15 protein-coding genes and 1 pseudogene are annotated in these 12644 nt (G+C 62.4%); 9 read left to right on the top strand and 7 right to left on the bottom strand.

Features of this window, described 5'->3' with window-relative positions:
• Window position 1 precedes the first annotated feature (1 nt).
• Complete coding sequence (locus NLY37_RS27410; protein WP_023741252.1) at window positions 2-724, bottom strand: multiubiquitin domain-containing protein; 723 nt, start codon at window positions 722-724, stop codon at window positions 2-4.
• Between the two features lie 135 nt (window positions 725-859).
• Here NLY37_RS27410 and NLY37_RS27405 point away from each other — a divergent pair, with 135 nt between their 5' ends.
• From NLY37_RS27405 to NLY37_RS27390, 4 genes are read left to right on the top strand one after another with little or no spacing between them, the layout of a single operon-like run.
• Window positions 860-1075 carry a ribbon-helix-helix protein, CopG family gene (locus NLY37_RS27405; RefSeq protein ID WP_023686067.1) on the top strand — a complete coding sequence of 72 codons (216 nt, stop codon included), beginning with the start codon at window positions 860-862 and terminating at the stop codon, window positions 1073-1075.
• Window positions 1076-1079: 4 nt separating this feature from the next.
• Window positions 1080-1709 carry a hypothetical protein gene (locus tag NLY37_RS27400; protein ID WP_023686068.1) on the top strand — a complete coding sequence of 210 codons (630 nt, stop codon included), beginning with the start codon at window positions 1080-1082 and terminating at the stop codon, window positions 1707-1709.
• A gap of 13 nt (window positions 1710-1722) precedes the next feature.
• The gene (locus NLY37_RS27395; RefSeq protein ID WP_198024931.1) at window positions 1723-2226 is read left to right on the top strand and encodes a helix-turn-helix domain-containing protein; all 504 of its coding nucleotides are present in this window, start codon (window positions 1723-1725) and stop codon (window positions 2224-2226) included.
• A 4-nt stretch (window positions 2227-2230) separates the two neighbouring features.
• Complete coding sequence (locus NLY37_RS27390; protein WP_023731944.1) at window positions 2231-3157, top strand: ImmA/IrrE family metallo-endopeptidase; 927 nt, start codon at window positions 2231-2233, stop codon at window positions 3155-3157.
• 479 nt (window positions 3158-3636) lie between these two features.
• Here NLY37_RS27390 and NLY37_RS27385 read toward each other — a convergent pair.
• Window positions 3637-4235: pseudogene (locus NLY37_RS27385) on the bottom strand (SOS response-associated peptidase).
• A gap of 60 nt (window positions 4236-4295) precedes the next feature.
• A complete protein-coding gene (locus tag NLY37_RS27380; RefSeq protein WP_023681913.1) occupies window positions 4296-4559 on the bottom strand; it encodes a DUF982 domain-containing protein in 264 nt (87 codons plus the stop codon).
• 190 nt (window positions 4560-4749) lie between these two features.
• On the opposite strand from NLY37_RS27380, the gene NLY37_RS27375 reads away from it, so the two are divergent.
• Window positions 4750-5208, top strand: a complete 459-nt coding sequence (locus tag NLY37_RS27375) for a hypothetical protein (RefSeq protein ID WP_023741254.1) — start codon at window positions 4750-4752, stop codon at window positions 5206-5208.
• Between the two features lie 76 nt (window positions 5209-5284).
• Here NLY37_RS27375 and NLY37_RS27370 read toward each other — a convergent pair whose 3' ends face one another.
• Window positions 5285-5494, bottom strand: coding sequence for a DUF768 domain-containing protein (locus NLY37_RS27370; RefSeq protein WP_023741255.1), 210 nt, complete (start codon window positions 5492-5494; stop codon window positions 5285-5287).
• A gap of 27 nt (window positions 5495-5521) precedes the next feature.
• Entirely contained in the window at window positions 5522-5683 is a 162-nt protein-coding gene (locus NLY37_RS27365; RefSeq protein WP_023669672.1) for a hypothetical protein, read from the bottom strand.
• Window positions 5684-5831: 148 nt separating this feature from the next.
• Between NLY37_RS27365 and NLY37_RS27360 the strand changes: the two genes are divergently transcribed.
• Window positions 5832-6584 carry a pseudouridine synthase gene (locus NLY37_RS27360; protein ID WP_023741256.1) on the top strand — a complete coding sequence of 251 codons (753 nt, stop codon included), beginning with the start codon at window positions 5832-5834 and terminating at the stop codon, window positions 6582-6584.
• Window positions 6585-6606: 22 nt separating this feature from the next.
• On the opposite strand, the gene NLY37_RS27355 is transcribed toward NLY37_RS27360, so the two are convergent.
• Window positions 6607-7188 (bottom strand): histidine phosphatase family protein, encoded by a 582-nt coding sequence (locus NLY37_RS27355; protein WP_023741257.1) that lies wholly within the window; start codon window positions 7186-7188, stop codon window positions 6607-6609.
• A gap of 135 nt (window positions 7189-7323) precedes the next feature.
• A complete protein-coding gene (locus tag NLY37_RS27350; protein ID WP_023681916.1) occupies window positions 7324-8658 on the bottom strand; it encodes a dicarboxylate/amino acid:cation symporter in 1335 nt (444 codons plus the stop codon).
• 231 nt (window positions 8659-8889) lie between these two features.
• Between NLY37_RS27350 and NLY37_RS27345 the strand changes: the two genes are divergently transcribed.
• The 3 genes from NLY37_RS27345 to NLY37_RS27335 all read left to right on the top strand — a co-directional run bounded on the left by NLY37_RS27345 (window position 8890) and on the right by NLY37_RS27335 (window position 12628).
• On the top strand, window positions 8890-10749 hold the full coding sequence (locus tag NLY37_RS27345) for a sensor histidine kinase (RefSeq protein WP_023696666.1): 1860 nt from the start codon (window positions 8890-8892) through the stop codon (window positions 10747-10749).
• On the top strand, window positions 10746-12095 hold the full coding sequence (locus NLY37_RS27340; protein ID WP_023696667.1) for a sigma-54-dependent transcriptional regulator: 1350 nt from the start codon (window positions 10746-10748) through the stop codon (window positions 12093-12095). The genes NLY37_RS27345 and NLY37_RS27340 overlap by 4 nt, the downstream gene beginning before the upstream one ends.
• A gap of 185 nt (window positions 12096-12280) precedes the next feature.
• Window positions 12281-12628: a hypothetical protein gene (locus NLY37_RS27335; protein ID WP_032885862.1), complete on the top strand. Its 348-nt coding sequence runs from the start codon at window positions 12281-12283 to the stop codon at window positions 12626-12628.
• The last annotated feature ends 16 nt before the right edge of the window (window positions 12629-12644 follow it).

The following is a 12644-nucleotide window of genomic DNA, read 5'->3' as shown; positions in this document are numbered from 1 at the left end:
TTCAGGCCCCCCCGGTCCTGGCCGCGATCTCGAACTTCTTGTCGCACAAACCTTCCTGCTGGGCCGTCTCGAGAGGAAGGTCGAGGTGGTCCATCAGGCTCACTGTCCCGACGTCCGTCTCGGCCTGGAACACGTCACGCTCGTTGCGCATGACGTCGAGCTCCTCGTAGGCCCGGTCCCAGATCGACTGCAGAGTAGTACCGGACTCGGCCTTGAAGCGCACCGTTTCCAGTTCACCCAGGTGCTTGACGCGCACCGTCTGCTTCTTCGGCCCCGCAAGCTTGCCCGCCTTGAAGCTTTCGACGCCATCTTCATCCAGGTCGATGACGTCGTCCTCATCGAGGGGAAAGTCGGGCTCGTCCGTCTTTTCCAGATAGATGCTCTTGTCGGCAGCCACGCCCTTCAGCTTGCGCAAGGTTCCGGCCGTGATGAAGCGCGCGGGCCAATCCAGGGGGCCGCCGGCGAAGGCAAGCCGGTAGGATCGGTCGCTCAGGGCGACGATAAACCGCTGTCCGTCGGACAAGGGCACGGATTCGCGGCTGCGGACGTCCTCAAGTTCGCCGTTGTCCCGCATCTGCAGGACATAGCTGTAATCGTCGGACGAAAACCCCGCGGCGAGGGCGATCTGGTCGCCTGAGGGGGTCTGGTCATTTACGGGAACCGCGCGGAACACTGGGTCGGTGCCTGCGATATGGATGCTGCGAATGGGATCGCTGTCGTTCATTTGGTCTCTCCTGCGCCTCGATATCACATCAAATAGTAGCTATTTCTTAGCTAGTCAATACGTGAACGGTAGCTATTAATTGTTGACTAGCGTCGTGGATAATGATATGAACGCGCGGCCGTCAAGGAGGACCCTATGGTTGAAAAACGTACGATGACGCTGAATTTGAGTTCGCAGGAGATGGATCTGGTCGATCGCCTCGCCGATGAAAAAGGTTTGTCCAAGACCGCCCTAGTCCGACAGGCCCTCAGGCTCTACCAATCCATCACGGACAGAATAGAACGCGGCGAGAAGGTATTCTTCGAACACCCTTCCACCAAGGAAAAGGCCGAGCTCATGATGCTGAGCTGAAGCCATGTCGGGTAGCCTCATCGGTACCTACGACCTGTTAGACCGTCGGACCGGCAAGTTCACGGAATCCCATCTCCTCAGCCCCGCGGATGCCGGCAATGTCGCCGATATAGACGGCTCGTGGCGCCCGCTCATGGAAGCCAGGATTGCGGAACTGAAAGCCGCCGGCCAATACAACCTGCAATTCCTCGCCGATAACGACATCCAGGACGCTCATTGGCGATGGTCCGAGAAAGTCGACATGGCGTCAAACCGGCTTGACCGGCAGTCGTTCGCGATCGTGGCGGAAGGTGCCACACAGGGCCTGATGCTCGTGACGACTGCAGGTTTTGCCAAAGAACCCTCGCAACGCGGCAAGCCGCTGGTCACGGTGGACCTGCTGGCTACCGCGCCTTGGAACAGACCGCGTTTCGATGCGTCCCCTCGTTTCAAGGGCGTGGGGCGCATCATGATGGTTGCCGCGATCAGCTTGAGTGTTCAAGAGGAATTCAGGGGACGGGTAGGCCTGCACGCCTTGCCACAGGCCGAAGCTTGGTATCGAGATGTGGTTGGAATGACCGACCTGGAAATCGACGACACGCGCATGCGCTACTTTGAGATGACCGAAGCACAAGCGCGCGCCTTCCTCACTTAAACAGAAGGAGCAGATGATGGAGATGCTTATCTCACCCGACTGGCTCCGGCGAAAGATCGAGTCCGATCCGGATACGGACCATGACGCGGGATGGCCGTTGGAAGCCATCGACAATATAGGGATGTTCCTGCCGTCCGAACTTGTGTCGGACGCGGGCAACGTGGTCGAAATGAAGCACGCCTTCGGGGTCTTCATACGCCAGTTGAGACGACGCGACCAATTGTCGGTTGAAACCTTGGGCGCAAAGGCGCGGGTGGAGGCCGCCGAGATCAGGTTGATCGAACGGGACCCCAACTACAAACCCAGGCCGAGGACCGTTCACCAGTTGGCCGAGTTTTTTAGGATGCCGCCACGAGCGCTGATGAAGCTCTCTGGCGCTACGGTTACTAGAGACGAGGTCCTGCAGGAAGAGGCCCAGAAGTTCGCGGCTAAGTCCGATGATTTGTCCAAGCTCAGTAAGCACGAGCAACAGGTCTTGGACAGTTTCGTCAAGTTTCTGGTGCTGGGGCAGAAATGAACCGATGATGGAGGGGACGGTCGGAGCATATGAGGCGGACGACATCCGAGGACTCGTTGACAGGATTCTCCGCGAACTCGGCAATCCCGAACCGCCCCTCCGTCTCCCGGAGGTCCGGCAGTTGCTCGCGCTAGACCTCAAGTACTATAGCTTGTCCAATCCGACGCTCCTGCAGGAAGTCGCGCATAGGATGAAGGTGGCGGGCAAGCAGGTTATCGCCCGTCCGACCATTCTGATCGACGTGATCAAGAAGGCCAACCTCTCCGCCTTATGGATACCCGACGGCAATCGCATCCTGATCGACCAACAGGTTCCCGACGCGAAGAAACGATGGATCGAGGCCCATGAGGTTGGGCATAGTTTCATTCCCTGGCACAAGGATTTCCTGTTCGGCGACGATCAGTACACGCTCGATCCGAACTGCCACGCCAATGTGGAGGCGGAGGCTAATTTCGCCGCCGCACGCTTGCTGTTCCTTCAGGACCGTTTCGCGTGCGAGGCTCGCGACGTCGAGATTACCTTCAAGTCCATCCAGAATCTGGCCAAGCGCTACGGCAATACGATAACCACCACGTTATGGCGCACGGTCGAGGAGCGGGATGGCGAAACGCCGGCATTCGGGATGGTCAGCGCCCATCCGCACCACGACGATATCGGCCGCGACCCCGGCGGCAAGGACGTGCGATACTTCATCCGCTCACCCGCGTTCAGGACGCGGTTTCCGGGGATCACTCAGGAATTCTGTTGGAACTTTCTCAGGGCCAGTGCCGGCCGGGCTAGGAGAGGTCCGATTTTCGACGGAACCGTCGTGTTGACGGACGCGAACGGAGTCCGACACGAGTTCGCGATCGAATGCTTCTGCAACCACCACGCGATCCTGACCTATGCCGTACACAGGCGCCCGGCTCCGTTGATAACACCGGTTAAGTGATACCGCTGCGGCGCTAATAAGCTCGCCCGGCTACGTCCGCTGGTCAGGGAACGGAAGCTTCCAGGCTTAAGCTGCGTGAACGAACGGCCGATACCAGGGCGCATTAGGGCCGCAGACGGCCATCGTTTTCATTGAGTCGTCTTGGCCAGCCGTGGTCTTCACTTGACCCCCCCGCATGATGATAGATAACCAAGAAGGATCTAGACCGAACCGGAAAAGACAAGGTGCAGGTGCGAGGCATTGAGAGAAATATCAGGAACCGAACCAATCCACAGAAATATTTTGTTGGTATTTCTGTTGGTAGCAGATGCGGCCAACCTTCGCATAAGTCTCTGAAACGAAAACGGGATTTTCTCCACTTGGATTCCGCCTCTGGGCACCAGTTTTCTCTGAACATCAAGGGCTTGACTTCCTGGCGCCGCACCGACGGATTCCTGATTTCGGCCTGCCGGCTGTGCCGGCAAGCCTGCGCAACCGAGTTATGAACTTTCGGGGCGCACGGTCTCCACGCGCAGCGAGCCGGCTGGAAGCGGCTGCAGCAGTTCGGCTTCCGGCTTCGTCAGACTGAGCCAAGCCGCCCAATCGCCGGGCCGAAGCACCACGACCTGCCGATGTGATAGGGCGCAATATCCGGTCCAAGCTCGGTTGTCAGCATGGTGAAGGTTGGCGGCTTGTTGCCGGCAGCTTCACGCCAAAGCCCTGCGATGGCCATGAACGGCGAGCCGTTGAGCGTGAAGCGATGCTTTGCCTTCGGATACTTCGTGCCCGTGAACTCGAAGAAGGCGGATGCCGGCACGAGGCAGCGTTTGCTGCCGGCGAATTGCCGGCCTTCGGAGCGGAAGTTGAACACTGGTCCGCCTTTCGGGCCGGCCGGCGGAAATCCAAACGTCATCGACGTCAGTTCAACAACGCCAGTGTCGCCGGCGGCGCGCATGATCGGGGCTGGATCGTTGATATGGATGTGATCAACCCGCGGCAGGTCAAGTTCGGTCTGATGGGTCGGGATCTCGAGTGCCAGCGACTCCAGCATCCGGCAATATTCAGCCCAGAGAATATGCTGCTCATAGTCGTTGCACATGGAAGGCTCCCGACCGGTCTGCCAGTTTACCTCACGCCAAACAAAGAGGCGATGGACCGCTCAACCCTCGCGGTCGCGCTCGAGCAGTATATCGGCCTCGATCGCCGCGTTGACGAAGGCGGCGCGGGCATAGCGCGCCTCTTGAAGGCCTTCCAGAACGCCAAGGCAGGCTTTACGGGCGGCGACGTGATAGCCGCCTGTCTTCACGGGCCATCGGTTCATGAGGATGTCAGCGGCCTGCGCGACACGCTCCACCTTGTAGATCGTGTTTCTGGACCTGCCGAGCGCCACGCGAACCGGCTCATCGAAATGCTGATCTTGCATGCTTCCCCTCCCGAACGCGATCGCGAGTCAATTCGGGGGAGGCAAGTTCGGTTCCACGGGAGCGATTTGCCAACGCAATAAACCCGCCTTCTGAAATCACTTTGCGCGCATCGGCCAAATGGCGGATTTGATTTGCTTGGTGATCCCGTCTGCCTAGGGCAAACTGCCTGCCGGGGCTGCAGGAGGAGAAATGCGAGCACGCGCAGCTACGATCGGCGATCTCGAAAGTGTCTTCCGCGATCTGTCCACGCGGATGTCGGACGAGTATGTGGCCGCCGGCAAGGACAGCAAGGTCGCCTACGACAATCTGATGATGAATTTGAAGGAAGGCCGGGCGCACGCGCTGGTCGACGGCGACAAGACGGTGGCGATCGTCGCCTGGCACGAAAACAGCGACGCCGCCGACACGCTGTTTGCCGCGCAGGAGGGTTTCTTCAGCGCCGCGACGGTCCGCTTCTGCAGGCGCCACATCCGCCACATTCAGGCGCTGGCCGGCAACCTGCCCATCCACTCGCGCAGCTGGCTGCAGCGGGCCGACCTCGGCAAATGGTTCCGCGTCATCGGTTATGTCGAACGCGGCCGAGAGAACGGCGCCACTGTGTTCGAATTGCCGCCGGCACGGGGAGCGTCAGCTGCGCGGGCTGCCTAGGGCTGCGCACCCACGGATGCCATCACGGAAAAGCCCCCGCCAGGATTGCGATGGGCCGATATCGCCTGCAATGGGTTCATATATCGGGCTGATCGAGCGCCTCGAAAATCACCCGTTCCAACGAACCGAACTCCTCTTCGATCTCGCTGACCTCAAGGCCTAAATGCCGAGCATCCAGGGCAGCTCGCGTGGTCAGGGTTCGAGCCGTTGCCTTGTTGGCAGGCGGTTCGCCCGGCAGGTGCTCGTGGATCCAGCCCTGCAGGAAATCAACGCCGCGCTCGCTCATCGATTTATCCCTTCCTTTATCTGGGGATCATTCACCCAGAATGACCCCAGAAGCGACGATCTGAGCCGTCAGGCTGGTGAGCCTGCCTCGCTTCACGAGCGTCGGCTTTTGGTAGATTTTCTTCATGGCGGTGCCTTTCGCGACAAATCGCTCGTCGGCAACAACGTCCGTCGCGGGGCAGCGTTCCATGGCGGGCTGTTGAGCCCGCCCCCTGACACATCGTATTTGAGAACAGCCCCGCTCCCGCTAACCCGTGATGTTGATGCCGCGGCAGGTTGCGAAGCCAATGCGGGGCGTGGCATTTGTCGGTGCCGATCATTGGGATGGCAAGCAGGACATGGCACGGCCACCAGACATCGCCCAACACCAGGCCGCCAAGGCAGGCGTCAGCCTGAACCGGGCGCTTTCCAAACTCGGCCTGTGTTCGCGCAAGCAGGCCGAGTTGCTGATCGCCGAAGGGCGCGTGCGGGTTGGCGGCAAGGTGGTGCGCGATCCGTCGCTGCGTGTCGATCTCGGCCGCGACCGCATCGCTGTCGACGGCGAGCAGATCGTCGGCGAGGCAAAAGTCTACCTGATGATCAATAAGTCGCGCGGACAGGTCACCACGCGCGATGACCCGCAGGATCGTGGCACCGTCTATGACTGCCTGGCGGATCTGGAGTTGCCTTTCGTGTCGCCGGTCGGCCGCCTCGACAAGGCCAGCGAAGGCCTGTTGCTGATGACCAACGACACGCGCTGGGCCAACCGCCTGCTCGATCCGGCCTCGCATGTCGCCAAGACCTATCATGTCCAGATCGGCACCGCGCCCGACGAAGCGATGCTGGCGCGCTTTCGCGACGGAGCGATCGTCGACGGCGAACTGCTGACCGCAAGTTCGATCGAACTGCTGCGCAGCGGCGGCCGCACTGCCTGGCTGGAAATCGTGCTCGACGAGGGCCGCAACCGCCAGATCCGCCGCCTGCTCGGGGCATTCGACATCGAGGTGCTGAGGCTGGTTCGGGTGGCGATCGGCGGTTTGCAGCTCGGCGAGCTCGCCAAGGGCAAGGCGCGGCATCTGACATCGGAGGAATTGGCGGTGCTCGCGCGTTAAGAGGCAGGCTTGCCGCGAAACTCTACTTCTGGTTCCACGTGCGTATCACCGGCTCGCTCAGATCGTGCTCATAGCCGAGGATGCTGAGGCTCGCGGTATCAAGTACGAAGTGCGCACCGCCTTCGGGTGGCAGACCGAGCCAGCGCGCGGCCAGCACGCGCAGGAAATGCGAGCTTGAAAACACCAGCACATTGCCCTCGATTGCCTGCAGCCCGGCGATGATCCTGTCGGCCCTGGCACCAACATCCGCTACCGACTCGCCGTCGGGACAGCCGTCACGGAACAATTGCCAGCCGGGACGCTGCACAAGAATCTCCTTGGTCTTAACGCCCTCATAGGCGCCATAGTCCCATTCCTGCAGGTCGTCCTTCTTGACGGCAGCAGCGCCGAAGCCGGCAAGCGTGCAGGTGCTGAAGGCGCGCTGCGACGGGCTCGACCACACCGCCTGGAAGGACAGATGCTTGAGCCGGTCTGCCACGCCGCGAGCTGCCGCCTCGCCCTTTGCCGTCAACGGTATGTCGGTGCGGCCGGTGTGTTTTCCCGAAGCGCTCCACTCCGTCTCGCCGTGACGGACGAGGTAGATTTCGGGGTACGGATTGCTCATGCGCCGGCCTTTCGGTTTTACGTCCGCACCCTACCCGGGAGGGCCCGGCCAGCGCCAGCCACGTGCAGGCGGAAAAGGAAAGGCCGCAACCGAATCGGCTGCGGCCTTGTGCTCCAACATCAGTGCCCGGAGCGGTCAGGCGGGCTGCAGATCGCCCGACAGCGCGAGGTCGGCTTCCTCGGACAATGTGCCGGCCATGGCGGCGGCGAACTTGGTCTGGTCGAGCTCGCCTTCCCAGCGCGCCACGACGATCGTCGCCACTGCATTGCCGACGAAGTTGGTCAGCGCCCGGCATTCCGACATGAAGCGGTCGACGCCGAGGATCAGTGCCATGCCGGCGACCGGCACAGTAGGCACCACCGAGAGCGTGGCGGCCAGCGTGATAAAGCCGGCGCCGGTGATGCCGGCGGCACCCTTGGAGCTCAGCATGGCGACGAGCAGCAGCAGAATCTGGTCGCCATAGGTGAGCGGCGTATCGGTCGCCTGGGCGATGAACAGCGCCGCCAGCGTCATGTAGATGTTGGTGCCGTCGAGGTTGAAGGAATAGCCGGTCGGGATGACCAGGCCGACCACCGAGCGGTTGCAGCCGGCGCGCTCCATCTTGGCCATCAGGCCGGGAAGAGCGGCTTCCGAGGACGAGGTGCCGAGCACCAGCAGCAGCTCTTCCTTGATGTAGCGGATCAAGGCGAGGATCGAGAAGCCGTTGTACCAAGCGACAGCGCCGAGCACGACCAGCACGAAGAGCAGCGACGTCAGGTAGAAGGTGCCGATCAGAAAGGCGAGGTTGGCAATCGCGCCGATGCCGTATTTGCCGACGGTGAAGGCCATGGCGCCGAAGGCGCCGATGGGGGCGGCCTTCATCAGGATGGCGACCAGGCGGAAGATAGGCGAGGTCAGCGCCTGCAGGAAATCGACGACCGGGCGGCCGCGCTCGCCGACCAGAGCGAGAGAGATGCCGAACAGTACCGAGAAGAACAGCACTTGCAGAATGTCGCCTTGCGCGAAGGCGCCAGTGATGGTGTCGGGGATGATGTTGAGCAGGAAGCCGACGATGGTCGTGTCATGCGCCTTCTCTGTGAAGGTGGCGACCTTCGAGGGGTCGAGCGTCGCCGCATTGATGTGCATGCCGGCGCCCGGTTGGACGACGTTGGAGACGACCATGCCGACGACCAGCGCCAGGGTCGAAAAGACCAGGAAATAGATCATCGCCTTGCCGGCGACGCGGCCAACCTTTTTCAGGTCGGAGACGCCGGCAATGCCGGTGGTCACCGTCAGGAAGATGACCGGCGCGATCACCATCTTGACCAGCTTGATGAAGGCATCGCCGAGCGGCTTCAGCGAAGCACCGAGTTCGGGATAGAAATGACCGAGCAGCACGCCGGCGGCGATCGCCGTCAGGACCTGCACGTAGAGATGACGGTAAAAGGGTAGCTTGCCGCGCGGTTCGGCGGCAGCGAATGCTGGCTGCATGACGTCCTCCATGGCGCCCCGATCGAAAGCTCGACCTCCCGGGGCAGTTGTTTCCGCAGCCTTGCGACTGCTGTATCGGTGATTGCAACTGCCGTGCCAGACTGTGCGGCATTACCGCAGCCATTGATTTTGTTGGGTATTCGACCGATGGAGGCTGATGCCGCTCAACCGCAAGTGCGGACATCCGCATGATTGAATTGTGCTTTGTGCGAAATTATGCACAAATAGGGAATGCTGCAACGCCCTGCCGCGGTCCTGTCGCCGACGTCCGAGCAACTCGGCAAAAGCGCGCGTCGCGCCTGGCTCCTGTTTGCGGCGATCGCGCTGGTGATCGTTGCCACGGCGCTCACCGGCGCCGGCTTCTACGCGCGCCGCGCCGAGGTCGCGGCACTGGCGGCGCAAGGCCGCACCGATGCCAATCTGAAGGTAGCGTTGCTGCGCGCCGTGCTGGAAAGCCCGCGGGCGCTGCCGCTGCTCTTGTCCGAGGACCAGCAGGTGCACGACGCCCTGCAGAACAAGGGCGCTGTCACGATCGACGTGCTCAACCGCAAGCTCGAAGGGCTGGTCTCCGGCACCAAGGCTTCGGTGCTTTACGTCACCGGCGTCGACGGGTTTGCGATCGCCTCCAGCAACTGGCGCGAAACAACCAGCTTCGTCGGCAACGACTATGGCTTCCGCGCCTATTTCTCCGGCGCCATGCAATCGGGAACGGCCGAATATTTTGCGCTGGGCAACACCAGCAAGCGCCCCGGCCTCTACATTTCGCGTCGCGTCGGCAATGCGGCGGCACCGCTCGGCGTCGTCGTCGTCAAGATGGAATTCGACCAGCTTGAAGCCGACTGGCATGAGGCCAACCGGCCGGCCTATGTCAGCGACGACCACGGCGTCGTGCTGATCACCAGCGTGCCGTCCTGGCGCTTCATGACCACCGCGCCGCTGGCCGGCCCGGTGGCTGCCGCCATCCGGAGCAGCCAGCAATTCGGCAACGCGCCGCTGATCCCCTTGCCGATCACACGCCCCGAGGCATTGAGCCCTGACGTGTCGATGGTGCATGCGATAACACCGGGCGGCAGCGATGCCGAATATCTCAGGCTTTCGACACTGGTCCAATCGACGCCATGGCGGCTCGATTATCTCGTGCCGGTCGAAGCGCCGATCGCGGCTGCGGTGCGTGAGATGCGGCTGCTGGCGCTGGGCGTCGTGGTGCCGTTGCTGGCGCTGGCCGGCTACCTCCTGTGGCGCCGTCAGTCGGCGCAGATGCGCATCGCCGCCGAACAGGCAGCGCGCATCGAGCTCGAGCGCCGCGTCGTCGAGCGTACGCATGACCTCAGCCTGGCTCGCGACCGGCTGCAGGCCGAGATCACCGATCACCGCAGCACCGAAGCCAAGCTGCAGGTCATGCAGCAGGAATTGGTGCAGGCCAACCGTCTTGCTACCCTCGGCCAGGTTGCCGCCGGCGTCGCGCATGAGATCAACCAGCCGGTGGCGACCATCCGCGCCTATGCCGACAATGCGCGTGTGTTCCTGGAGCGCAAGCAGACCGCCTCGGCCGAGGAGAACCTTGGAGCGATTGCCGCGCTGACCGAGCGCATCGGCGGCATCACCGAAGAGTTGAAGGTCTTTGCCCGCAAGGGGCGCACGGCAGCCGAACCGGTCGAACTGCGCGGCGTCATCGAGGGCGCCGTGGTGCTGCTCAGAAGCCGCTTTGCCGGCCGGCTGGACGCGCTCGATATCACGCTGCCGCCGGTAACGCTCAAGGTGATGGGCAACCGGCTGCGGCTCGAACAGGTGCTGATCAACCTGTTCCAGAATGCGCTGGAAGCGCTGGACGGGCGCGACGGCGCCAGGGTGCAGGTGTCGGCCCAGGAGACGGCCGACGGCGTGGCGCTTGCCGTCGCCGACAATGGGCCGGGCATTTCGCCTGCCATCCTCAAGTCATTGTTCACGCCGTTCAACACCTCGAAGGAAAAAGGCCTGGGGCTCGGCCTCGTCATCTCGCAGGACATCGTCGCCGATTATGGCGGGCGCATCGAGGTGGCGAGCGGCCAGGCCGGCACGCGCTTTACCATTCACCTCGCCAGGGCAGCATGATGGACACCGCACCGGTCGTATTGATCGACGACGACAGCGAATTGCTGAGGGCCACTCGGCAGACGCTGGAACTCGCTGGTTTTTCCGTCTCGGCCTTTGCGGTGGCGGCCGAGGCGCTGGCCGGGCTCGACGCCAATTTTCCCGGCGTGGTGGTGTCCGACATCCGCATGCCCGGCATTGACGGCCTGCAGCTCTTCGACCGCGTCTTGCAGCTTGATGCCGACATTCCGGTCATCCTGGTCACCGGGCATGGCGACATCGCGGTTGCGGTCAAGGCGATCAAGGATGGCGCCTACGACTTCATCACCAAGCCTTTCGCCGCCGACCGGCTGGCGCAAAGTGTGGCACGGGCGGCGGAAAAGCGCCGGCTGGTGATGGAGAACCGCGCCTTGCGCGAAAGCGCCGAACAGGCGCAGGACGGCCTGCCGCTTATCGGGCAGACGCCGGCGATGGAGCGGCTGCGCCGCACGCTGCGGCAAATCGCAGACACCGATGTCGACGTTCTGGTGACCGGCGAGACCGGCTCAGGCAAGGAGGTGGTGGCGGGCCTGCTGCATCGCTGGAGCCGCCGCGCCAAGGGCAATTTCGTGGCGCTGAATTGCGGCACGCTGCCGGATACGGTGATCGAAAGCGAACTGTTCGGCCATGAGGCCGGCGCCTTCACCGGCGCACAGAAGAAGCGCATCGGCCGGATCGAGCATTCGAGCGGCGGCACGCTGTTCCTCGACGAGATCGAAAGCATGCCGGCCTCGACCCAGGTGCAGATGCTGCGGGTGCTGGAAATGCGCGAGGTGACGCCGCTCGGCACCAATGAAATCCGGCCGGTCGACCTGCGCGTCGTCGCCGCCGCCAAGGTCGATCTCGGCGATGCCAGCCGGCGCGGCGCCTTCCGCGAGGATCTCTACTACCGGCTCAATGTGGTGACGATCTCGATCCCGCCGCTGCGCGAACGCCGCGACGACGTCGCCCTGCTGTTCTTCTACTTCGCCGAGCGTGCAGCCGCCCGCTTCCGCCGGCAAATGCCAGCCGTGCCTGCCTCAGTGCACCGCCATCTGAGCCAGCACGACTGGCCGGGCAATGTGCGTGAACTCGCGCATTTCGCCGAGCGTTTCGTGCTGGGACTCGAGGAAGCGGCGCAAGCGCCACCTTCCGCATCGGCGGAGCCGGATGACGCCAGTTCATTGCCGGAACGGCTGGAACGCTATGAAGCCGATGTCATCCGCGAGGCACTTGGCCGCAATGACGGCGATGTCCGGCGCACGATCGAAGCGCTCGGCATTCCGCGCAAGACCTTCTACGACAAGCTGCAGCGGCACGGCATCGTGCGCAGCGATTTTTCCAGGTAATTCATTTTCCAGGCAATTCAGGCGTGTGGACCCGAAAGCAGGGCAGATTTTGTGAACCGGCGCAAAAAAACCGTGGCAAGTCGGCATCAGAAAGTGTTGAAGACCGCATCGGCGGCCTTCGGCAAGGCGCGATCCGGTTGCGCTTGGCGGATGTTGATGATTTGTTGCCGGTCAGCGGAGAATGAATGATGCGAGAACCTGTCGGTCAAGATGAATATGGATCGACCAACCCGTTCGATCCGGACGATCTGACGAATTTGAACGCGATCGGCCCGGCCATGGGCGGCGGCAACGACTTCGAGAAATACGCCGTTGCCGTGATCATCGTCTTCGGCGCGCTGATCATTGGCGGGCTGATGGCCGCTTCCATGACCTTTGGTCACCGGAACGGCTTCCTGTTTGCGCTTGGCGGCGCAACCGCGGCCTGGATATCGGGCAATGCGCTGCTCCTCGACCGTCCCCGCATCTACGCGGCGTTCGTCGTGATCGCGGCGCTGATGCTCGTCGGGTCGACGCTTACGCTCGTCCTCTGATCAATCTCTTGTTTTG

The sequence above is a fragment of the Mesorhizobium sp. C395A genome (assembly GCF_030323205.1).
In the GTDB taxonomy this organism is placed as follows: Bacteria; Pseudomonadota; Alphaproteobacteria; order Rhizobiales; family Rhizobiaceae; genus Mesorhizobium.
The sequence above is the reverse complement of the archived record's forward strand: the minus strand, read 5'-3'. Positions and strand labels throughout refer to the sequence as shown.